Here is a 21,445-nt window from a genome sequence, read left to right on the forward strand (position 1 = left end):
TGCAAAACAAAACGGCCGCGGCCGGGAGGCGGTCCTCCCGGCGCGGGCAGCGGTCTGGAAGGGGTGGTTATTCGGCGGCGAACAGCGTCCGCGTCATGGCAAGGCCGGCAGCGCAGGGCTCCTCCGCCTCGCCGCCCGGCGCTGCCGCATCGGCCGCGCCCGGACGTATACCGGCGAAATCGAACAGCTGGATGTCATGCAGATGCGAGGGGCGGACCTGCGTCAGCGCCTTGGCCATGGTGGCGAGGCGGCCGGGGCTCTCCTGCTCCCAGCCCTGCAGCATGCGCTTGACCTCGGCGCGCTGCAGCCCGTCCTGGCTGCCGCACAGGTCGCACGGGATGATCGGGAACTCCATGGCCCGGGCAAAGCGCGCGATGTCGTCCTCCGCGCAGGCGATCAGCGGCCGCAGGACCATCAGGTCGCCCTCGTCGTTGACCAGCTTCGCCGGCATGGACGACAGCCGCCCGCCGTGAAAGAGGTTCATGAACAGGGTTTCCAGCGCATCCTCGCGGTGATGGCCCAGCACCACCGCCTGGCACCCCTCCTCCCGCGCCGTGCGGTAGAGCAGGCCCCGCCGCAGCCGCGAGCAGAGCGAACAATAGGTGCGCCCTTCCGGGATCTTCGAAGTGACGATGGAATAGGTGTCCTGCCGCACGATCCGGTGCGGGATTCCGTTCTCGCTCAGGAACCGGGGCAGGATATGCGAGGGAAAACCCGGCTGGCCCTGGTCGAGATTGCAGGCGAGCAGATCGACCGGCAGCAGCCCGCGCCACTGCAGCTCCAGCAGGACGGCGAGCAGCGTGTAGCTGTCCTTGCCGCCCGACAGGCAGACGAGCCAGCGCGGCCGCTCTCCGCTCGCCTCCACCATCGCATGGCGGGCGATGGTCTCGCGGGTTTCGCGCAGCAGCCGCTTGCGCAGCTTCTTGAAGCCGACCGAGGACGGCGCATTGCGATAGAGCGCGGGAACGTCGCTCTCCACAGTGTCGGCAAGGTCGGTCATGGCTCGCGCGCGCCCCGGCTGGCTGTCGTTCACGTGTCGATGGTCCCGCTGGAATAGCGCCTCGCGCCGCCCGCGCCAAGCGGAAAGCCGCGACCGCCCTCTCCTGCGGCGCCTCAGGCCCCGCCGACGGGCGGAGGCACACTCTCGTCGCCGAGGGTCTGGTTGCGGCCCGACGCCTTGGCCGCGAACAGCGCGGCATCGGCACGGCTGCGCACCGTGCCAACGCTCTTGCCGCCGCGATTGTCGGCCATGCCGATGGACACGGTGACGGTGCCGAGGATCCGCCCCGCATGGGAGAGCGCCAGCGTCGCCATGCGCGTGCGGATATGTTCGGCGATCCGGTAAGCCTCCTCCGGCGAGACCTGCGGCAGCAGCACTGCGAACTCCTCGCCGCCGAAGCGGTAGCACACGCCCCGCTCGCCGACGATATCGGTGAGGATGCCGCCCACGGTCTGCAGCACCGTGTCGCCCGCATCGTGGCCGAACTCGTCGTTGAACCGCTTGAAGTGATCGATATCGATCACGAAACAGGTCAGCTCCGGATCCCCGTCCGCGCGCGCCCAGCCCGCCAGCGCCTCGTCGAGCGAACGGCGGTTGAGCAGGCCGGTGAGGGGATCGCGCACCGCCAACCGGGTCAGGCGCTCGCGCAGCTGCAGATTGGCCACCGCCAGCGCGACATTCTCGCCGATCATGCCGAGATAAGCCTGATATTCGCGGATCACCTCGGGATTGCCCGACAGGTCGGCGAAGGAGAGAACGCCCAGCGTGTCGCCATGGGCGCTCAAGGGAATGCACAGGACGGAATCGGAAGCCTGCGCCAGGTGCTGGCAGTCGACATCCTCGCGCCGAGTGGTGCTGTGGTGCGGCTGACCGCGCCGCAGCCCCCAACATTCCTGCGGATCGAAACTCGCGGCAGCCTCCTCCGGCAGCTTCCAGACCCCAAGCCGCGACAGTTCCGTATTCGCCTCGTTGCGCAAGAACAGCGCGCCGCCCAGTTCGGGAAAGATCTGCGGCGAGAAACGCCCCACCACCTCGGCGATCTCCGGCACTTTCTGGCAGGCCTGCATCCGGCGCATCATCTGCAGGATCAGGTCCTTCATCTTCAGGTCGCGCCGCCGCTCGGCATCCAGCCGTTCGCGCTCCAGCCCGTTCTCGCGGAAGACGCGGATCGCCGCCGTCAGCTCGCCGATCTCGTCGCGGCGCCCGTCATGCGGCACCTCGACCGCAAAGTCCTGGGTCGCCAGCCGCTTGACGATGCCCGCCATCCGGGTGAGCGGCACGGAGACCCGGCGACGCAGCACGAAATAAAGCACCGCAAGGAAGACGACCGCAGTCAGTGCCAGCAGGATGCGCGCGATCAGGCCCAGCCAGTCGGCCCGGATCTGCGCCCGCTGCAGCTCCAGGCCCGTGCGCTGGTCGACCATGGTGCGGAAGCGCTCGACATCGGCGACCAGGCGCACATGCTGGCCGTAGTGCTCGTCGCCGAACAAGGCATCGCGCGCGGCCTGCACATTGCCGGAACGATAGGTCTCGATGGCGCCGGACTCGATCTCCTCCAGCCGGTCGATGGTGCCGGTGATCCGCTTGAGCAGCGCCAGTTCCTCGCCGGTCGCCCCAATCGTCTCGGCCCGGCGCGCCATCTCTTCCAGCCGGTGCTCCTCGTCGTTCAGACGATCGAAGACGGCCAGATGCGCCGGGTCGCCGCGCATCACGTAGAGCCGCGCCTCGTCGGTGCGCAACTCGGCGTCGACCTCCAGCTGCGCCCCGAGATCGTTCAGCACCAGATGCACTTCCACCGCGCGCCGCTCGGCCGCGGCCATGCGGTCGGACGCGATGAAAGCAATGCCCGACAAGGCCGTAAGCACGACCGTCACCACATAGGCCAGATTGGTGATGGTGCTGATCTTCATGGGCGTTCCGGGGGCGTTCTAGCTGAGTGTCCTCCCGGCCATTAACATCCGCACGGTATCCGAAAAACCAACAAGCAGCACCCTTTGGACCGATTACCGCCATTTCGACGGCAATCGCCGGGTTTTATCCCCATCCGCGGCAGAAAGAGCACAGCCCGGAGCCGCAGGCTCCCCGGCCCTCCCGCCTCAGGAGGCCGGGACGTAGCGCCAGGCACCATCCTTCGCCTCGGCCCGCCCGACACCCGGCCATGGCAGGTGGTAGCCGATCAGCATCAGGCCGTCGGTCGCCGCCCGGTCGAGCAGCCGCCGCCGCGTCGCGGCCGCGATCTCCGGCTGCTGATCGGAGCTTGGTTGCCAATCCGGTTTCGCGAAGGAGACGGAAGAATGCGTCAGCGCATCGCCCAGCACCAGCAGCTGCTGGCCGCCGTCCTCCACCAGCACGGACATGTGGCCCGGCGTGTGGCCCGGCGTCGCGATCATCGTCACGCCCGGCACCACCGCGTGATCCGCGCCGACCCGCTCGGTCTTCTCCGCAACCGCATTGAGGTTTCGCTGCGCGCCGAGCCCGAAGGAATGCAGCGCTTCCGGATTGTTCGCGATGAAGTCGGGATCCATCCAGAAGTCCCACTCCGCCGCACCGATCAGATAAGCGGCATTGGGGAAGCGCTCGGTCTCGTCGAAATCGTCGATGATGCCCCAGACGTGATCGGGATGGGCATGGGTCAGCGCCACATGCGTCACCGCCTCGCGGTCGATGCCCGCCTCCTCGATGCTGTCGGCGAGCTGGCCGGCGGTCTCGAAGAAATTCATGCCCGCGCCCGTGTCGACCAGCACAAGGGCATCGCCCCGGCGGACCAGCGTGATGTTGAGCGGGCTCGCCCGGGTGATCGGATCATGGCCGTTCACCTCCAGGAAGGCGGCGCGGTCCGCATCGGGTACATTGGCCGCAAGCGTGGAGGCCGGCAGCGACAGCCCGCCGTCGCTGAGCACGATGATCTCCGTCTCGCCGAGCTGGAAGGAATGGAACTTCGGCTCGGCGCTGGCGCGTGTCGCGGCAAGCGGCAGGGCCAGTCCGGCACCGGTCAGCACCTGCCCGGCGCGAAGCATTGCGGGCGCGGCCAGTCCGCCGCCCAGAAATGCACGTCTCGAAAAGCTCACGGCGCATCCTCCCTTTTTTCGCCATCATATTCGAACGCGCGAATATGAAAAGCCGAAAGCGGACGCAGGTGCCAGGAAAGGGTAAGCGGGTACGCCGCACCAAAAGAAAAAGGGGCGCGCCGATGGCGCGCCCCTTCCAAGGCCTGGCGGTCCTTGTCAAAAAATCAACGCGAGTAGAACTCGACGATGAGGTTCGGCTCCATCTGGACCGGATACGGCACGTCGGTCAGCGTCGGGACGCGCGAGAAGGTCGCGGTCATCTTGCTGTGGTCGGCGGTGACGTAGTCCGGCACATCGCGCTCGGCCAGCTGAACCGACTCGAGCACGGTGACGAGCTGACGCGACTTCTCGCGAACCTCGATCAGGTCGCCCGGGTTGCAGCGGTAGCTCGCGATGTTGACGCGGCGGCCGTTGACCTTGACGTGACCGTGGTTGATGAACTGGCGGGCAGCGAAGACGGTCGGGACGAACTTGGCGCGGTAGATCACCGCATCCAGACGGCGCTCGAGCAGGCCGATCAGGTTCTCCGAAGTGTCGCCCTTCATCCGCGAGGCTTCCACGTAGATCTTGTGGAACTGCTTCTCGGAGATGTTGCCGTAGTAGCCCTTGAGCTTCTGCTTGGCGCGCAGCTGCACGCCGAAGTCGGAGAGCTTGCCCTTGCGGCGCTGGCCGTGCTGGCCCGGGCCGTACTCGCGGCGGTTGGCCGGAGACTTCGGACGACCCCAGATGTTTTCGCCCATCCGGCGGTCAATCTTGTACTTTACACCATGGCGCTTCGACATGCGCGGTTCCCTCGTTGTGTTTGCAGTCTTGCAAGGAAACGCGACCTCCTCTCCTCATCTCCCGCAATCGGAAGACCAGGCGACAGGACCCCCGGCCAACAGCGCCGGCGCGGGGCTCCACGGTTGCGTGAAATGCAAAGCGGGCCGACAGGGCCCGCAAAGCGAGAGGATGCCTACTCCAAAGCCGGCATCGAGTCAAACGCTTGATGCCGCCTCTGCGCCGGAAATCGCCAGCGTTTCCGCCGAAAGCAGCTCCAGTATCGGCGACAGGTCCGCTCCCGAGGTGGCAAGCGCCCGCACGGACGCGGCGGCATGCCCCTCGCCGCTCGCCGCCCCGCTCGCGACCAGCACGTCGCGCAGGCGGCGGGCAATGGCGGGCGCCGGGTCGAGCCAGTCCACCGGCCAGGGCGCGACCTGCGCCATGAGCGGCGCCAGCAGCGGGAAATGCGTGCAGGCGAGCACCACGACATCCGTCCGCCGGCCGTCTTTTTCCACGAAACAGGGCGCGATCTCGGTCGCCAGCGCGGTCCGGTCGAGCTGTCCGCGCAGCAGCGCGTCTTCGGCCAGGCCCGCAAGCCGGCGCGCGCCGACCAGCGTGATGGCGACCTCCGGCGCGAATCGGCGGATCAGTTCGAACGTGTAGTCGCGCGTCACCGTGCCGGGCGTTGCCAGCACGCTGACGAGACCGGAGCGCGTGCGCTCCGCCGCCGGCTTGATCGCCGGCACGGTGCCGACGACGGGAATGTCGAGCGCCGCGCGCAAGGGCGGCAGGACCAGCGTCGAGGCGGTGTTGCAGGCGATGACGACGGCAGAGGGGCGCAACTCGCCGGCCAAGGTCGCCACCACGTCGGTGCAGTGGCGGGTGAGCGCTTCCGCCTCCCAGGCGCCATAGGGAAAGCCGGCATCGTCCGCCGCATAGACCAGCGGCAGGCCCGGCATCAGCCGCCGGATCTCGCGGGCGACGGTGATGCCGCCGATGCCGCTGTCGAAAACGAGGACCGGAGCCGGTTCCGCCATGCCTTCCCCCCGGATGAGGATACGGGCGGGCTACTTGGCCCACTCGTCAGCCCAGTCAGCCCCGCGGGCGCGTGGAGCGGCCTTCGAGCGCCGCCACCACCCCGCGCAGGGTCTTCACTTCCTGATCGGTGAGTGAGGCTTTTTGAAGGATGTTGCGCAGGTTGCGGACCATCGACGGGCGCTTCTCCACCGGGCGGAAGAAGTTCACCGTGTCGAGCGCCCCTTCCAGATGCTCGAACAGGCGCAGGAGGTCTTCCTTGCTGGCCGGCGGGTTCTGCTCCTCGTCGAGACGGAAGGGCAGCGCGCCGTCATTCGCCTTCAGCCGCCACTCGTAGGCGCAGACCAGCACCGCCTGGGCGATGTTGAGCGAGGCGAAGTCCGGATCGACCGGCAGCGTGACGATCTCGTCGGCGAGCGCCACCTCGTCGTTGTTGAGGCCCCAGCGCTCGCGGCCGAACAGATAGCCGGTGCGGGTGCCGCTGGCGCCGAGCCGGGTCGTCGTCACGGCCGCCTCGTCCGGGCCGCGCACCGGCTTGGCGATCTCGCGCGAACGCGCCGTGGTGGCGAAGACGAAGCCGAGATCGGCAATCGCCGCCTCGACGCTGTCGAACACCTGCACGGCCTCGATCACATGGTCGGCGCGGCTGGCGGCCGCCCGCGCCTTTTCGCTCGGCCAGCCGTCGCGCGGATTGACCAGGCGCAGGTCGCGCAAGCCGAAATTGGCCATGGCACGGGCCGCCGTGCCGATGTTCTCGCCGAGCTGCGGCTCGCACAGGATGATGCAGGGCGGGGGCAGGTCGCGGACCCTGGCCGCCGGGTCGATGGTGGCGTTGCGTGTCATGGCGCGCGGGATATCCCAATCCGCACGGCTTTTCCAGCGCCAGCCGAGCCAACGCAGCCGGGAGACGCAAATATTTCGTCGAAGCCTCTCGCCGGTTGCGATAACTTCACATACGGGAGGTTGAAATGCCCGTCGGCAACACCCCAGGCCGACGCCTGCATGTCTGCCGCGCTCCGCCGACGCCAGGGCCAGCCCTGCCCCTATCCGCACCCTCCGACGACAGGATCCCACGATGACCGACGTTCCCTCCCTCCCCGTCACCGAAGCCGTCCGCCAGAAGTGGGGCTGGTTCCTCGCCCTCGGCATCGTGCTCGTCATCGGCGGCATGCTGATGATCGCGCTGCCGCTCGCCAGCTCCATCGCCGTGACGCTGGTCATCGCCATCGTCTTCGCCATCGGCGGCGCGGTGCAAATCTGGCACGCCTTCTCCGTTCCCGGCTGGGGCGGCTTCATCTGGAACATCGCAACCGGCGCCATCGCGCTGGCCGGCGGCATCGCCGTCTATTTCAATCCGGTGGTGGGTGCGGCAGCGCTGACGCTCGTGGTCGCGGCGATCCTCCTGGCCCAGGGCATTGCCCAGATCCTGCTGGCGCTGAAGATCCGCCCGCAGGACGGCTGGGGCTGGGTGATGTTCGCCGGCATCGTCTCGGTGATCGCCGGCCTGTCCATCTGGTTCGAGTTCCCCTCCTCCGCCGTCTGGGTGCTCGGCCTGCTCGCCGGCGTCTCCGTGCTGATCAACGGCTGGAGCTTCATCGCCATCGCGCTCGCCGCCCGCACCATTGCCAAGCGTCTGCCCGCCTGAACGGGCAGGTTGCCTGAAAGAACGAGACGGATAATCCGAAAAGGGGCCGCCGAACAGCCGAACGGTTATTCGGCGGCCTCGACCATGTCGGGCAGGCGCGCCACGCCGGGCATGAAGTCGATGCGGAATTCCGAACCGCGGCCCGGCTCGCTTACCGCGTCGATGTCCCAGCCGTGGCGGCGGGCGATCGCCTGGCAGATGGCAAGCCCCATGCCGGTGCCGGCATAGCGATCGCGCGAATGCAGCCGGCGGAAGGGCTCGAACACCTGCGCCTTGTGCTGCATGTCGAAGCCGATGCCATTGTCGCGGATGACGATGGCCGTAGTCGAGCCGTTGCCGAGCCGCTCGGCCAGCACCTCCACCACCGGCGGCCGGTCGGGATGACGGAACTTGATGGCGTTGCCGATCAGGTTCTGGAACAGCTGCTCCAGGAACACCGCATCGCCCGAGAGCACCGCATCGCTGTCGTGCAGCACGACGTCGGCCCCGTTCTCGCGGATCAACTCCGACAGGCTGTCGCGGACGCGCTCGACCAGCTGAGCCAGCGGCACAGCCTCGCGCGACAGCTCCCGGTCGGAAGCGGCCGAATAGTTCAACAGGTTGGAAATCAGCGTCTTCGCCCGCCCGGCCGAGGCCTTCATCACATTGGCGGCGTAGTCGATGGTCTCGCGGTCCTTGTTGGCCACCCCCTCGAGCAGCAGGTCGCTGAACACGGTGATCTTGCGCACCGGCTCCTTCAGGTCGTGAGACGCGAGATTGTTGAACTGGGTCAGCCGTTCGTTGGCCGCAAGAAGGTCGGCGTTGGCCTGTGCCAACTCGCTGGTGCGCTCGGCCACCCGCCGCTCCAGCTGCGCCTGCAGCCGCATCAGCCGGCTGCGGTCGCGCAGGAGCAGCAGCCCCATGGAGACGCCGGCGACAAGCAGGCCGACGATCAGCGCCAGCACCAGGTTCACCGTGCGCTGCAGCGCCGCGCGCTGGCGCGAGGCCGCATCCAGCTGCAGCCGGTAGACCGCCGAGCGGAACGAATCGATGGTCGCCTGCAGGCCGACGAAATCGCTGCGCAGCTCGCGCGCGGCCGTGACATCGCCGGCGGCGATGGCGGGCATCAGGGGATCGGCGGCGCGCAGCACCGCTTCCAGCTCGCCCATCAGCGGCACCGAGCCGTCGACCCGCACCAGCTCCTGGCCCGCCTCGCCCTCGTCCAGCCGCATGGCGCGGCTCCACAGGATGTCGAAACGCGCCGTCACCTCCTGGGTATCCGGCGACGCCCCGTCATGAACGATCATCTTGTTGAGCGCATGCATCAAATCCTGATACTCGACCACCAATTGGGCCGTGTACCAGATCAGGCTCTGACGGTATTCGGAGCGGTCTTCGCTGTTCTGGCGGTTCAGCGTCGAGACCACGAAGAAGAGCGACGCAGTGATGATGGCGACGCCGATCAACAGGGACACGTAAAGCGTCCGTACCCATCTTGCGCTGAGGTCCATGGCCGCCCGTTCCGCTCCCGTAACCGTCCGCCTGCTAAAGACCGCAGGCCCGGACATGAAGCTTACAGCCGGGAAGGAAGCGAGGAAAGGCCGATTTCAACCAGAACTATCGGGATCGTGAATCCACTACTATGATCTCGCGGATCTGCCAGATCGCGCGGGAGTAGTAGAGTTCCTGGCGCAGCTCCTCGTGGCCCGACCAGGGGTAGATCAGCCACAACGGCCCGCGGTCGCGGATGCTCATGTCCTTGCCGCCAACACGCATGGCCAGAATCACGTCGTAGCCGGTCGCATCCGACAGCGGGATCTCCACCCGGTAGTTGTTGAGCGCCACCGCCTCGATCCGGTCGCCGGTAGCGCCCACCCGCTTCAGCAGGTCGCGCAGCAAGGGGCCCTCGAACAGCACCTCGTCCGCCATCCACGGCGTTTCGGTGGTGAGCGACGTCATGCCGAGCGCCGTGAGTTCGGCGCGGGTGAAGCTGACCGGCGCACCGCCTTCGATCGCCCCGCTCACCACCAGCACCGGCCCGTCCTCGGCCCGCGCGACGCCGCCGGCCGGCAGCAAGGCAAGGCCGATCAGAAACGCAAGCGCCGCGACGACACGGCACAGACCTTTTCGGCCGGCAGCATACCAGCCTTCCATCGGTCCCTGCATCCGATCCACCTGCACCGCCACCCTCCGAATCTTTGACAAGGAGATATGCGATGAATAGGCACTTCTCGCAAGCGGTCGAGGGTTGCATCCGCCGATATGGTTTCCAAGCGCACCGAGCATGATTGACGAATGGCCGGCTTTCCGTTTGGCCGGCCCTTTGCTATAGGGGCCGCGCGGCCCCTGCGTCCGGCGGCGCCAACCTGCAACGGCAGGCGCCCGGCAGGGCCGGACGTATCGGGCGCATCAGGCGCGCAAGCCACCCAAGACGCGAGGTCATCTGCACATGGCGAAGATTAAGGTTGTCAATCCGGTTGTCGAACTCGACGGCGACGAGATGACCAGGATCATCTGGCAGTTCATCAAGGACAAGCTGATCCACCCCTATCTCGACATCGACCTGAAGTACTATGACCTTTCGATCGAGAAGCGCGACGAGACGGACGACCAGATCACCGTCGACGCCGCCAACGCCATCAAGAAGTACGGCGTCGGCGTGAAATGCGCCACGATCACGCCGGACGAGGCCCGCGTCGAGGAGTTCAACCTCAAGAAGATGTGGCGCTCGCCGAACGGCACGATCCGCAACATCCTCGGCGGCGTGATCTTCCGCGAGCCGATCATCATGCAGAACGTCCCGCGCCTGGTGCCGGGCTGGACCCAGCCGATCATCGTCGGTCGTCATGCCTTCGGCGACCAGTACCGCGCCACCGACTTCCGGTTCCCGGGCAAGGGCAAGCTGACGGTCAAGTTCGTCGGCGAAGACGGCACCACCATCGAGCACGAAGTGTTCGACGCCCCGTCTTCGGGCGTGGCCATGGCGATGTACAACCTCGACGATTCGATCCGCGACTTCGCCCGCGCCTCGATGAACTACGCCCTGCAGCGCGGCGTGCCCTGCTACCTGTCGACCAAGAACACCATCCTCAAGGCCTATGACGGGCGCTTCAAGGACATCTTCCAGGAAGTGTTCGACGCCGAGTTCAAGTCGGCCTTCGAAGCCAAGAAGATCTGGTACGAGCACCGCCTGATCGACGACATGGTCGCCGCTGCGCTGAAGTGGTCGGGCGGCTATGTCTGGGCCTGCAAGAACTACGACGGCGACGTACAGTCCGACATCGTCGCGCAGGGCTTCGGCTCGCTCGGCCTGATGACCTCGGTGCTGATGACCCCGGACGGGCAGACGGTGGAGGCGGAAGCCGCCCACGGCACCGTCACCCGTCACTACCGCCAGCACCAGCGCGGCGAGGAGACCTCGACCAACCCGATCGCCTCGATCTTCGCCTGGACCCGCGGCCTTGCCCACCGGGCCAAGCTCGACGACAACCAGGAACTGGCGAACTTCGCCGCGACCCTGGAAAAGGTCTGCATCGACACCGTCGAGTCCGGCCACATGACCAAGGACCTGGCGCTGCTGGTCGGCCCGGACCAGAAGTGGCTGACCACCAACGGCTTCCTCGACAAGATCGACGAGAACCTGAAGAAGGCCATGGCCGCCTGACGAGCTGCCTGACGGCAGCCTGCCGACGACCTTGCGAAAGGCGCCCCTTGCGGGCGCCTTTTTGCGCTTCGGGCCACCCGACCATCTTGCGGAGCGCGACGCGGCGCGCGCAAGCCGCTAACATGTCGGCAGTCTTCCGTTCAGGAGTCCCATCCCGATGACCCTGCGCTCTCCTTCCGTGGTCCGTCTGCTTGTCGCCGCCCTCACCCTCTTCGCCCTCGCCCTTCCCATTCCCACCGCAGCGCAAGGCGCTCGCGAGCCGGCCCGCGGCACGCCCGAGCGCGTCGCGCTGATGGATGCGGTCCGCCCGCTGGTGGAGGTGCGCGTCGGCGGCCCGGTCGAGTTCGTGGTGGTGCGCTTGCAGGTTGCCGGCGACTGGGCCTTCGCGATCCTCGACCCGCAACATCCCGGCGGCGCGCGGATCGACCCCGCGCGAACGATCTACGGCGAAGACTCCGAATACATGGACGGCCTGCGCACCTATGCCCTGCTGGTCAACGCGAACGGCCGCTGGAACATCGTCGATTATGCGGTGGGGCCCACCGATGCCTTCTGGGACGGCAACCCGCTCTATCGCAACATTCCGCGAGGCCTGCTCCCGTGAGGAAGCCGATCGCTCCTCCGGGAAAGCTTGCGTTTACCACTATGGAAAATTGACAGGTTTCCGGAGGAAGAACTGCCGGGATTGCACCCATCTTCAACTTCTGAGCTCGATACTGTCGCAAAGTCGGAGCTGGAGAGGGAGCAATGACCAAACTCGGATTGCCGGAGAACATTGCAGAGATCTGGGACAGGGAGATCGTTCGCATTACGCACGACCTGCCCGACAACCCGCTGTTCTCGGACGAGGCGCTGGCCGAACTCGTCGCCAACAACCCGGACGCCGTGCGCGAGATCGCCACGATGGACACCAGCGTCGAGGACAAGAGCCGCTGGCGCGCCAGCGACATCTCCGCCAACGACCCGCAAGGCCTGTTCGGCGCCGTGCGCAGCGGCGCGCTCTGGGTCAATATCGGCCATGTCGGCGGGCGCGATGCCCGCTACCAGCGGCTGATCGACGACATCATGGACCAGATCGATGCGGCCGTTCCCGGCCCGGCCAGCTACAGCCGCCAGATCGGCATCCTCATCTCCTCCCCCCGTGCCCGCGTCTACTACCACGCGGACGTGCCGGGCCAGGGCCTCATCCACATCCGCGGCGAAAAGCGCATCTGGCTCTATCCCGGCCACGAGCCCTACCTCAAGCCGGAAGAGCTGGAGCGTGTGGTGACCGCAGTCACCGCCGAGGAGATCAGCTACGATCCCAGCTACGACGAGGCTGCCACGGTGATCGACCTGACGCCGGGCACCGCCCTGTTCTGGCCGCTCAACTGGCCGCACAGGGTCGTCAATGCCGACAGCCTCAACGTTTCGGCAACGGTCGAATACCACACGCCCAAGACCCGCCGGCACTTCGCGGTCAACTATGCCAATGGCGTGCTGCGCCATGGCCTCGGCGTGACGCCGCGCTCGCGCGCCATCGACGGGCCCGGCTTCTGGGGCAAGGCGGCCTTCGCCTATGCCTGCCGCAAGTCCGGCCTCGCCAGACGCCTGCTGCAGTCCGCCAAGGGAGCCTGACCCGATGGCGTATGTCGCCCGGCCGCTGGCCCGCCGCTTCGACAGCATCCACGATCCCGGCCTCGTCGAACGATGGACAAAGCTGGAGGAGAGCGGCGGTTCCACTGCCTTTCTCAGCCTCGACTTCGTGCGCTCCATGCAGGACGGGCTGGCGCCGGAGCGGCACGGCATGCCGCTCTATATCGCGATCGACGACGCACAGACCGGCGCGCCGTTGATGATCGTGCCGCTGCTCGCCGACACGCGCTTCGGCGTACGGCGCCTCGGATTTCTCGACTACGGCGTCGTCGACTACCACTTCCCGCTGGTCGATCCCAAGGCCTGTGCCGATCCGCAATGCTTTGTCGCCATCCGCCAGGCCTTCATCGCCGCCCTGCCGCCGCACGACGCCCTGCTTCTGTGCAAGGTCATCCGCGAATACCGCGGTATCCCCAATCCGCTCTGGATCGAAGACCGGCTGATCGACACCGGCGAGGGTGCCTCGCGCATCGACCTCGATCCGGACAGCCTGGAGCGGGCGCAGAGGAACCACTCGGTCTATCCGAAGATGGCAAAGCAACGGGCAAAACTGGAAAAGCTGCCCGATTTCGAGATCGTCGAAGCCAGGACGCCTTGCGAGATCGACCAGCTTCTTGGCGTCATGGCGCGCCAGCGCCAGCAGCGGATGTCGGCGCAGGGTATCCCGGACCTTTTCCAGGACCCGGCAGTCTTCGCCCATTACCGCCGCCTGGCGATGGGCGGATGTAAGGACGGCAGGGTCCTCCTGCTGGGCATGAGGGTCGGCGAGACATGGCTGGCGACCAGCTACTGCCTGTGCCACCAGGGCGTCGTCACGGGGCTGCTGTGCTCGCTGGACGAAGGCCCCTATCGCAAGCATTCCCCCGGGCTCCTCGCCACGATCCTGGAGATCGAGTGGGGGCAGCGCCACGGCTTTGCGCTCTATGACTTCGGCGCCGGAAGCTACGGGTACAAGGACCGCTTCGGCGGCCGCCACCGCGTCATCAGGGCGCTCGACGTTGCACCAACCTTGCGCGGTTCGGCCTATCTCGCGGCCTGCCGCGCACGCATAAGCCTGCGTCTGTGGCTACGGGATCGACCCGCCCTGGCGCAAGCCGCACGCCGGGCGAAGACCCTGCTCGCCGCCGCCATGGGCCGCAAACGCGGCCCGAAGAGCGGCACCGCGAGACGAACCCGGCCCTTGCCGCTCAACTGACGCCCGAGGCATCCGCGCGGTCCTCTCCCTACGCCTTGTCAGGCCTGGCGCCGGGCGATCCGTCCTTCGCCCCGCCGTCGCCGTCCGGGTCCCGGTCTTGCGCGTCCGGCAGGCCGGAAAAAAGATCCGGCAGAACCTCGGTGTCCGGCCTCATGTCCGACAGGCCCTCGCCGTCGCTCGCAAGCGCGTCCTCCGTCTCGTCCGCAGGCTCGCCGACCGGCTCCACCTCTGCCGCCTCGGCGATCTCCTCCTCCACGATGTCTCCGCGGGGAAGATCCCGGCGGCGGCGCATCTCGTCCAGGATGCGGCGGGCGAGGTCCGGCTTGCGGATCAGCAGCGCATGCAGATCCTGCGAGTCCAGCACCATCAGTTGGGCATCGGACGTCGCCATCACCGTTGCCGAACGCCGTCGCTCGCCGAGCACCGCCATCTCGCCGAAGAAGCCGCCCTCTTCAAGATGGACGCGGGCCTGGCCAATCGTCATCTCGACGAGGCCGGAGGCGATGAAGAACATGCTGCTCGCCGGTTCTCCGCGCTGGCTGATCACTTGGCCGGCCTTGACCGACCGGCCGCGCAGCAGCCGGGCGATCTCCGCGATGTCGGCCGCCCGCAGATCCTGGAACAACGGCACCCGGGCGACCATGCCCCAGGTCACCGCGAAGTCGCGCGAATGGATCTCCCGGGCAAACGCGGTCGCCACGATGCCGACCGGCAGCGCCAGCAGCCCGTAGCCGAGCAGCATCACCAGCCCGCCCAGCACCTTGCCGGCCGGCGTGACCGGCACCACGTCGCCATAGCCGACCGTCGTCACCGTGGTCATCGCCCACCAGACCGCATCCGGGATCGTGCCGAAGGCCTGCGGCTGCACCTGGCGCTCGACCATGTACATGGCGGTGGCCGCCAGCATCACCACGCCGAAGATGATGATCAGGCTGGCGCCGATGGCGTGGCGCTCCGACAGCAGCGCATTGGTGAGCGAGCGCAGCGCCGGCGAGTAGCGTGCCAGCTTAAAGAACCTGGCGAGCCGCAGGATCACCATGACCTTGAAATCGGTGGGAACCAGAAGGATGCCCAGCACGAAGGGCAGAACCGCCAGCAGGTCGACGATGGCAGCCGGCTGCAGCGCATAGCGCAGACGCGCCATGAGCGGTGTGTCCTTGCGATAGGGCGGATGCAGGTTCGCCACCCACAGCCTTGCAAGATATTCGGCAAGGAACGTCGTGCCGATCACCAGCTCGGCCAGCGCGAAGGTGTCGTCCCACTCTGACGCCAGCGAGGGAACCGTCTCCAATGCCACCAGCGCGACCGCCGCCAGCACCAGAGCAATCAGCAACCGGTCGAACCAGCGCCCCTGCGGGTCGCCGGCCGAGCCGAGCTCCAGCCAGCGATAGAGGCGCCAGCGGAGCCGTGCCACGCGCCCCGCCGGCGCAGGCGAATCCTCGCCCGAATGCGGCCAGCCGGGCGCCGGCCGCGGCGGGTCGCCAACCTCTCCGGAAAGAGGATCGCGACCCGTTGCCATCGCGTCAGGCCTTGGCCGGCGCTGCAGTCTCCAGCGCTTGCGCGATCGCCGTCACGGCCGCTTCCGCCTGCGAGGCATCGGAGCCGCCGGCCTGCGCCATGTCCGGACGGCCACCGCCACCGCGCCCGCCCAGAACCTCGGAGCCGACCTTCACCAGGTCGACCGCATTGAACCGGTCGGTCAGGTCGCCGGTGACACCGACGACGATCGCCGCCTTGTTGTCTTCCGACGCATTCACCAGCACGACGATGCCGGAACCGATCTGGCCCTTGGCCTCGTCGGCCAGGCCCTTGAGATCCTTCGGGTTCAGGCCCTCGACGATACGCGCCATCAGCTTGACGCCGCCGATCTCGCGCAGGCCCTCACCCGCATCGCCCGCGCCGCCGCCCATGGCGAGCTTCTTGCGCGTATCGGCAAGCTCTCGCTCCAGCCGGCGCTTTTCCTCCACCAGCGCCGCAACACGCTCGGTCACGTCCGCCTGGCCCGACTTCAGCACCGAGGCGATCTCGCGCACCCGCGCGTCCTGCCCGGCCAGATACCGGCGGGCGGCCGCCCCGGTCAGCGCTTCGATCCGGCGCACGCCGGCGGCAACCGCACCCTCGGCCACCAGCGTAACGAGGCCGATGTCGCCGGTGCGCGACACATGAGTGCCGCCGCACAGTTCCAGCGAATAGGTCTTGCCCGCCTTGTCGCCGCGCAGCGCCCGGCCCATCGAGACCACGCGAACCTCGTCGCCGTATTTCTCGCCGAAGAGCGCCATCGCACCCTCCTCGATCGCCTCGTCGACGCCCATCAGCCGGGTCTCGACGGGAGCGTTCTGGAGCACGATCTGATTGGCGATCTCCTCGACCTCGGCCAGTTCCTCCGCCGACATGGGCTTGGGATGGGAGAAGTCGAAGCGCAGCCGCTCCGGACTGACCAGCGAGCCCTTCTGCGCCACATGGGTGCCGAGCACCTCGCGCAAGGCTTCGTGCACCAGGTGGGTGGCCGAGTGGTTGGCGCGGATCGAGCCGCGGCGCGTGGCATCGACCAAAAGCTCCAGCGGCAGGCCGATGGTCACCTTGCCGGAGAGCACCCGCACCTCGTGAACGAAGAGGCCGTCGGCCTTCTTCTGGGTGTCGGTGACTTCCAGCTCTACGCCGCCCTCGCCGCGCATGCGGCCCGTATCGCCGACCTGGCCGCCGGACTCGCCGTAGAACGGCGTCTGGTTGAGCACGACGAAGCCGGTCTCGCCTTCCTTCAGCTCCATCGCCTCGGCGCCGTCGCGCACCATCGCAGCCACCACGCCTTCGGCGGTCTCGGTGTCGTAGCCGAGGAAATCGGTCGCCCCGCAGCGCTCCTTCAGCGTGAACCACACCGTGTCGGTGGCCGCCTCGCCGGAGCCGGACCAGGCGGCGCGCGCCTCGGCGCGCTGGCGCTCCATCGCAGTGTTGAACGCATCTAGGTCGACGCTGACGCCGCGCGCACGCAGCGCGTCCTGCGTCAGATCGAGCGGGAAGCCGTAGGTGTCGTAGAGCTTGAACGCGGTCTCGCCGTCGAACTCGGCGCCCTCGCCGAGGCCGGCACTGGCCTCGTCCAAAAGAGTGAGACCTCGCGCCAGCGTCTTGCGGAAGCGCCGCTCCTCGAGCTTCAGCGTCTCGGTGATCAGGGCCTCGGCGCGGGTCAGCTCCGGATAGGCCCGGCCCATCTCACGCACCAGGGTCGGCACCAGGCGCCACATCAGCGGCTCCTCGGCGCCCAGCAGATGGGCGTGACGCATGGCGCGGCGCATGATCCGGCGCAGCACGTAGCCGCGGCCCTCGTTGGAGGGCAGCACGCCGTCGGCAATCAGGAAGCTGGCCGAACGCAGATGGTCGGCGATCACCCGGTGGCTGGCGCGCTGTGCGCCTTCCGCCTCGACGCCGACCGCGTTCTCCGAAGCGGAGATCAGCGCGCGGAACAGGTCGATGTCGTAATTGTCATGCACGCCCTGCAGCACCGCGGCGATACGCTCCAGCCCCATGCCGGTGTCGATGGACGGCCGCGGCAGGTCGATGCGCTCGCCCGGCAGTTGCTCGTACTGCATGAAGACGAGGTTCCAGATCTCGATGAACCGGTCGCCGTCCTCTTCCGGCGAGCCCGGAGGACCGCCCCAGATGTGGTCGCCATGATCGTAGAAGATCTCCGAGCACGGACCGCAGGGACCCGTGTCGCCCATCGCCCAGAAATTGTCCGAGGTCGGGATGCGGATGATCTTGTCCTCGGAGAGGCCGGCGATCTTCTTCCACAAGGAGAAGGCCTCGTCGTCCTCGGCATAGACCGTCACCAGCAGCCGGTCCTTCGGCAGCGCGAATTCCTTGGTGATCAGGTTCCAGGCGAGTTCGATGGCCCGGTCCTTGAAGTAGTCGCCGAAGGAGAAGTTCCCCAGCATCTCGAAGAAAGTGTGGTGGCGGGCGGTGTAGCCGACATTGTCGAGATCGTTGTGCTTGCCGCCGGCGCGCACGCATTTCTGTGCGGTCGTCGCACGCTGGTAGTCGCGCTTCTCCAGGCCGGTGAAGACGTTCTTGAACGGCACCATGCCGGCATTGGTGAACATCAGGGTCGGGTCGTTGCGCGGCACGAGCGGGCCCGATGCGACGATCTCGTGACCGTTGCGCCCGAAATACTCGAGAAAGGCAGACCGGATTTCGTTTACGCCGCTCATCAGGATCCCATCCGTTGCGCCGCGCCTGCCCGCCTGTCCCGCGGTCTTCGAATGGTCCGGAAGGGGGAGCGCGCCTGTCTTCGTTCTTGAGCCCGCTTTTAGCTTTGTGCCGGCAGCAAGTCCAGCGCGCGCCACGCCTTCGGCCGCGTCTTGCAACAGCAACCGCGGGCGGACCGCAAGCCGCTCTCCCGCGGACCTGCCTTTGCGTTCATGCGGCCGCGCCGATCGTATCCGCCAACCGCACCTGCCGACCGCCCGGCGTCGGCAAGCGGCACCGCCGGAACGCTCCCGACGCGCCGGCCCGCCTAGGAACGGCCCTTGGGCATAACGGCCCCAGCCCGAACGAACGGCGCCGGCGTCCCAAAAGCAAACAGCCGCCCCGAGGGGCGGCTGCGGCAGTTATCACTCGTCGGAAGATCCGTCGTCGTCGCTTTCCGAGAAGGGATCGGTGATCCGCTCCGCGATCAGGCCGGCATTCTGCCGGATCGCCAGTTCGATCTCCTCGGCCGCCTCCGGATTGTCGCGCAGGAACTGCTTGGCGTTCTCGCGGCCCTGGCCGAGCCGCTGGCTGTTGTAGGAGAACCAGGCGCCCGACTTCTCGACGATGCCGCCCTTGACGCCGAGATCGATGAGCTCGCCCATCTTCGAAACGCCCTCGCCGTAGATGATGTCGAACTCGACCTGACGGAACGGAGGCGCGAGCTTGTTCTTCACCACCTTGACGCGGGTCTGGTTGCCGACCACTTCGTCGCGGTCCTTGATCGCGCCGATGCGGCGGATGTCGAGGCGTACCGAGGCATAGAACTTCAGGGCGTTGCCGCCGGTCGTCGTCTCGGGCGAGCCGAACATCACGCCGATCTTCATGCGAATCTGGTTGATGAAGATGACCATGCACTTGGAGCGCGAGATCGAGGCCGTCAGCTTGCGCAACGCCTGGCTCATCAGCCGCGCCTGCATGCCCGGCAGGCTGTCGCCCATCTCGCCGTCGAGCTCGGCCTTGGGCGTGAGCGCGGCGACCGAGTCGACCACCAGAACGTCGATGGCGCCGGAGCGCACCAGCGTGTCGGCGATCTCCAGCGCCTGCTCGCCGGCATCCGGCTGGGAGATCAGCAGGTCGTCGATGTTGACGCCGAGCTTGCGGGCATAGATCGGATCGAGCGCGTGCTCCGCATCGATGAAGGCGCAGATGCCGCCCTTCTTCTGGGCTTCGGCAACGGTGTGCAGGGCCAGCGTCGTCTTGCCCGACGATTCCGGTCCGTAGATCTCGACGATACGACCGCGCGGCAGGCCGCCGATGCCCAGCGCGATGTCGAGACCGAGCGAGCCGGTCGACACGGTCTGGACCTCGACCACCTGGCCCTGGCCCATCTTCATGATGGAGCCCTTGCCGAAGGCGCGTTCGATCTGTGAAAGGGCGGCGTCGAGCGCCTTGTTCTTGTCCATCTGAATGCCTTCGACCAAGCGGAGTGAATTCTGTGCCATGAGGCTGCCATCCTTATTTCACGCCGCGCCCGGCGATTCAAACTGCGCTTTTGTACCATTTTTGTTCTCATTGCGCAAGAAGCGCCAAGCCTTTGATCAGGCTTGACTATCCGGACTATGTTCCACCATTGTTCATGAATAGAACTTCTTCCCCCGCCGCGTCGGGCGCGCGAGAATCGGTCACAAGCGCCGGCAGCGCCGCACGGGGCGACGAGAAGGAGCAGCAGCAGGGGAGGAACCGCAAGACGCGCGCAGAGACGGCCGTGGTGCAACGCGGCGGTTTACGTCCAGATCTCTTCCGCGCCGTTTTCGACGACGTGGACGACACCCTGCGGCTCCTTCAGACGCAGGATCTGCGCATCATCGAGCCCGAGGCAGATGCCGCGGATGACCTTGCCGATCTGGCCGTGTGCCACGGCAATGGTCGGGCGCGCGAGCGTGCCGAGCCAACGGCTCGCCCGCTCGCGTAGGTCGGCGAGGGTCTCCCCGCCCGGCGCGCCGAAATACCAGTCGTAGTCCGGCTTGCCGGCCATATGCGCGGGAAACCGCTCGATCATCTCGGGCTTGGTGAGGCCGCTGAGCTGCCCCAGGTCGATCTCCTTGAGCAGGTCCGTTGCGACCGGCCGAAGGTCGAAATGCTGCCGGATATTGGCGACCGTCTCCTGCACCCGGCCGATGGGGCTCGCCATCTGGTCGAAGCCATCTGGCGAGCCGAGCTCCCGCGCCAGGATCTCGCCGAGCCTTTGCGCCTGCTGCCGGCCCGTCTGCGTCAGCGGAGAGTCGAGATGCCCCTGGGCGCGGCCGGCCAGGTTCCACTCGGTTTCGCCATGACGCATGAAGACAAGTCGCGGGTGCTGCAAGGGATCGGTCCGCCATCGGTTGAGGCATGGCGCTCGAAAGGCACCGGAGAGGAGCCCCGGCTACCCTTGCTGACTCCAAAAATCAATGTCGCCCAGTAGACGACGCGCGCCCTTCAGAGCGACGGCTTCCCACGAAGTTTCAAGATCTCCGCGCGTAGTTTGAGGCGAGCACCTAATGGTTCACCATGCTTGGCTTCCCAGTCGAGCGCAGGTTGGATGTTATCTTCCGCGCGCCAAGGGATATCCAATTCCGGACAATGAACCTGCTCAAGGAAACGAATCTTTCGCTTCTTCAGCTGTTTCTGAAACGCGTCACTACAAAACACTCCGTAACCGTTCGGGCGAAGATAGAGACCTATCCAAAGATGGTGACTACCTATCCGTGGCGCACTTAGCGTGACTGATTTAGACGTGGGCAACCTGACATAAGGGCGGTCTATTTCTTCATATACCTGCCAATGAATGCCCGAAGGCTCAATCAGAACCGCATCGAATGCGACTGCGCAGTTGAAAACGTAATACATCTGCGGCAACGGCTCGCCGCTCTTAAATCGCAATTTCAGTGGCATGAACTGATGCACGCCGGGTTCGAATTCCTCGACCAGATCCTTGAAGCGCTGGCTGACCGCGTTGCAACCACACATGGGAAAAACATCCGGCACACGCTTGGTCGTCGTCTGATGACCAGAAACCGGAATCTTGGTGGGGTCGACCCAATAATACTGACTTAACCCGAAGGCTCTGGCAGTCTTATCAGGATACTCCTTGTCATCAAATACGAAACCAGGTGTGGACCACGCTTGGTAGACAAGATTGAGCAGCCACGCCATCGGTTCCCCGCGCTTTTCGTTTCGGTGCTTGAGCAAGAACCTATGCACCATTGGTTGCAAGCCGGTGAAGCCCCTCCCCTCGCATTGC

General features: G+C 66.6%; 18 protein-coding genes. 5 read left to right on the top strand and 13 right to left on the bottom strand.

Annotated elements, in window-relative coordinates; all coding sequences use genetic code 11:
- Nucleotides 1-67: 67 nt before the first annotated feature.
- The 6 genes from ttcA to MNI96_RS20435 form a co-directional block, all read right to left on the bottom strand.
- Nucleotides 68-1,000, bottom strand: a complete 933-nt coding sequence (gene ttcA / locus MNI96_RS20410; protein WP_249696261.1) for a tRNA 2-thiocytidine(32) synthetase TtcA — start codon at nucleotides 998-1,000, stop codon at nucleotides 68-70.
- Nucleotides 1,001-1,113: 113 nt separating this feature from the next.
- The gene (locus tag MNI96_RS20415; RefSeq protein ID WP_249696168.1) at nucleotides 1,114-2,910 is read right to left on the bottom strand and encodes a diguanylate cyclase; all 1,797 of its coding nucleotides are present in this window, start codon (nucleotides 2,908-2,910) and stop codon (nucleotides 1,114-1,116) included.
- 186 nt (nucleotides 2,911-3,096) lie between these two features.
- Nucleotides 3,097-4,068 (bottom strand): MBL fold metallo-hydrolase, encoded by a 972-nt coding sequence (locus tag MNI96_RS20420; RefSeq protein WP_249696169.1) that lies wholly within the window; start codon nucleotides 4,066-4,068, stop codon nucleotides 3,097-3,099.
- Nucleotides 4,069-4,232: 164 nt separating this feature from the next.
- Entirely contained in the window at nucleotides 4,233-4,850 is a 618-nt protein-coding gene (gene rpsD / locus MNI96_RS20425) for a 30S ribosomal protein S4 (protein WP_249696170.1), read from the bottom strand.
- Nucleotides 4,851-5,045: 195 nt separating this feature from the next.
- Nucleotides 5,046-5,867, bottom strand: a complete 822-nt coding sequence (murI, locus tag MNI96_RS20430; RefSeq protein ID WP_249696172.1) for a glutamate racemase — start codon at nucleotides 5,865-5,867, stop codon at nucleotides 5,046-5,048.
- A gap of 55 nt (nucleotides 5,868-5,922) precedes the next feature.
- Entirely contained in the window at nucleotides 5,923-6,708 is a 786-nt protein-coding gene (locus MNI96_RS20435) for an RNA methyltransferase (RefSeq protein ID WP_249696174.1), read from the bottom strand.
- Between the two features lie 232 nt (nucleotides 6,709-6,940).
- Between MNI96_RS20435 and MNI96_RS20440 the strand changes: the two genes are divergently transcribed.
- Complete coding sequence (locus tag MNI96_RS20440) at nucleotides 6,941-7,510, top strand: HdeD family acid-resistance protein (protein WP_249696176.1); 570 nt, start codon at nucleotides 6,941-6,943, stop codon at nucleotides 7,508-7,510.
- A gap of 65 nt (nucleotides 7,511-7,575) precedes the next feature.
- On the opposite strand, the gene MNI96_RS20445 is transcribed toward MNI96_RS20440, so the two are convergent.
- Both MNI96_RS20445 and MNI96_RS20450 read right to left on the bottom strand, forming a co-directional pair.
- Entirely contained in the window at nucleotides 7,576-8,964 is a 1,389-nt protein-coding gene (locus MNI96_RS20445; protein WP_249696178.1) for a sensor histidine kinase, read from the bottom strand.
- 142 nt (nucleotides 8,965-9,106) lie between these two features.
- On the bottom strand, nucleotides 9,107-9,655 hold the full coding sequence (locus MNI96_RS20450) for a putative pterin-binding protein (RefSeq protein ID WP_249696180.1): 549 nt from the start codon (nucleotides 9,653-9,655) through the stop codon (nucleotides 9,107-9,109).
- 283 nt (nucleotides 9,656-9,938) lie between these two features.
- On the opposite strand from MNI96_RS20450, the gene MNI96_RS20455 reads away from it, so the two are divergent.
- The 4 genes from MNI96_RS20455 (at nucleotide 9,939) to MNI96_RS20470 (ending at nucleotide 13,983) form a co-directional block, all read left to right on the top strand.
- Nucleotides 9,939-11,153, top strand: coding sequence for an NADP-dependent isocitrate dehydrogenase (locus MNI96_RS20455; protein WP_249696182.1), 1,215 nt, complete (start codon nucleotides 9,939-9,941; stop codon nucleotides 11,151-11,153).
- Between the two features lie 157 nt (nucleotides 11,154-11,310).
- Complete coding sequence (locus tag MNI96_RS20460) at nucleotides 11,311-11,757, top strand: hypothetical protein (protein ID WP_249696183.1); 447 nt, start codon at nucleotides 11,311-11,313, stop codon at nucleotides 11,755-11,757.
- 143 nt (nucleotides 11,758-11,900) lie between these two features.
- Nucleotides 11,901-12,770 (top strand): cupin-like domain-containing protein, encoded by an 870-nt coding sequence (locus MNI96_RS20465; RefSeq protein WP_249696185.1) that lies wholly within the window; start codon nucleotides 11,901-11,903, stop codon nucleotides 12,768-12,770.
- 4 nt (nucleotides 12,771-12,774) lie between these two features.
- Nucleotides 12,775-13,983 carry a GNAT family N-acetyltransferase gene (locus MNI96_RS20470; RefSeq protein WP_249696187.1) on the top strand — a complete coding sequence of 403 codons (1,209 nt, stop codon included), beginning with the start codon at nucleotides 12,775-12,777 and terminating at the stop codon, nucleotides 13,981-13,983.
- Nucleotides 13,984-14,011: 28 nt separating this feature from the next.
- Here MNI96_RS20470 and MNI96_RS20475 read toward each other — a convergent pair whose 3' ends face one another.
- The 5 genes from MNI96_RS20475 to MNI96_RS20495 all read right to left on the bottom strand — a co-directional run bounded on the left by MNI96_RS20475 (nucleotide 14,012) and on the right by MNI96_RS20495 (nucleotide 21,357).
- Nucleotides 14,012-15,397: a cyclic nucleotide-gated ion channel gene (locus tag MNI96_RS20475; protein ID WP_249696189.1), complete on the bottom strand. Its 1,386-nt coding sequence runs from the start codon at nucleotides 15,395-15,397 to the stop codon at nucleotides 14,012-14,014.
- Nucleotides 15,398-15,506: 109 nt separating this feature from the next.
- Entirely contained in the window at nucleotides 15,507-18,185 is a 2,679-nt protein-coding gene (gene alaS / locus MNI96_RS20480) for an alanine--tRNA ligase (RefSeq protein ID WP_249696191.1), read from the bottom strand.
- Nucleotides 18,186-18,587: 402 nt separating this feature from the next.
- On the bottom strand, nucleotides 18,588-19,667 hold the full coding sequence (gene recA, locus MNI96_RS20485; RefSeq protein WP_249696193.1) for a recombinase RecA: 1,080 nt from the start codon (nucleotides 19,665-19,667) through the stop codon (nucleotides 18,588-18,590).
- A gap of 281 nt (nucleotides 19,668-19,948) precedes the next feature.
- Nucleotides 19,949-20,503 (bottom strand): histidine phosphatase family protein, encoded by a 555-nt coding sequence (locus tag MNI96_RS20490; RefSeq protein WP_249696194.1) that lies wholly within the window; start codon nucleotides 20,501-20,503, stop codon nucleotides 19,949-19,951.
- Between the two features lie 137 nt (nucleotides 20,504-20,640).
- Entirely contained in the window at nucleotides 20,641-21,357 is a 717-nt protein-coding gene (locus MNI96_RS20495; protein ID WP_249696195.1) for an imm11 family protein, read from the bottom strand.
- Nucleotides 21,358-21,445 lie beyond the last annotated feature (88 nt).

Source organism: Stappia sp. WLB 29, from assembly GCF_023507705.1.
In the GTDB taxonomy this organism is placed as follows: Bacteria; Pseudomonadota; Alphaproteobacteria; order Rhizobiales; family Stappiaceae; genus Stappia.

Excerpts from the sequence above, each read along its gene's own strand:
- ttcA (WP_249696261.1), bottom strand. The coding sequence starts at position 1,000 with ATGACCGACCTTGCCGACACTGTGGAGAGCGACGTTCCCGCGCTCTAT.
- MNI96_RS20465 (WP_249696185.1), top strand. The coding sequence starts at position 11,901 with ATGACCAAACTCGGATTGCCGGAGAACATTGCAGAGATCTGGGACAGG.
- MNI96_RS20435 (WP_249696174.1), bottom strand. The coding sequence starts at position 6,708 with ATGACACGCAACGCCACCATCGACCCGGCGGCCAGGGTCCGCGACCTG.
- recA (WP_249696193.1), bottom strand. The coding sequence starts at position 19,667 with ATGGCACAGAATTCACTCCGCTTGGTCGAAGGCATTCAGATGGACAAG.
- MNI96_RS20415 (WP_249696168.1), bottom strand. The coding sequence starts at position 2,910 with ATGAAGATCAGCACCATCACCAATCTGGCCTATGTGGTGACGGTCGTG.
- MNI96_RS20460 (WP_249696183.1), top strand. The coding sequence starts at position 11,311 with ATGACCCTGCGCTCTCCTTCCGTGGTCCGTCTGCTTGTCGCCGCCCTC.
- MNI96_RS20440 (WP_249696176.1), top strand. The coding sequence starts at position 6,941 with ATGACCGACGTTCCCTCCCTCCCCGTCACCGAAGCCGTCCGCCAGAAG.
- MNI96_RS20455 (WP_249696182.1), top strand. The coding sequence starts at position 9,939 with ATGGCGAAGATTAAGGTTGTCAATCCGGTTGTCGAACTCGACGGCGAC.
- MNI96_RS20470 (WP_249696187.1), top strand. The coding sequence starts at position 12,775 with ATGGCGTATGTCGCCCGGCCGCTGGCCCGCCGCTTCGACAGCATCCAC.
- alaS (WP_249696191.1), bottom strand. The coding sequence starts at position 18,185 with ATGAGCGGCGTAAACGAAATCCGGTCTGCCTTTCTCGAGTATTTCGGG.
- MNI96_RS20450 (WP_249696180.1), bottom strand. The coding sequence starts at position 9,655 with ATGCAGGGACCGATGGAAGGCTGGTATGCTGCCGGCCGAAAAGGTCTG.
- rpsD (WP_249696170.1), bottom strand. The coding sequence starts at position 4,850 with ATGTCGAAGCGCCATGGTGTAAAGTACAAGATTGACCGCCGGATGGGC.
- MNI96_RS20490 (WP_249696194.1), bottom strand. The coding sequence starts at position 20,503 with ATGCGTCATGGCGAAACCGAGTGGAACCTGGCCGGCCGCGCCCAGGGG.
- murI (WP_249696172.1), bottom strand. The coding sequence starts at position 5,867 with ATGGCGGAACCGGCTCCGGTCCTCGTTTTCGACAGCGGCATCGGCGGC.
- MNI96_RS20495 (WP_249696195.1), bottom strand. The coding sequence starts at position 21,357 with ATGGCGTGGCTGCTCAATCTTGTCTACCAAGCGTGGTCCACACCTGGT.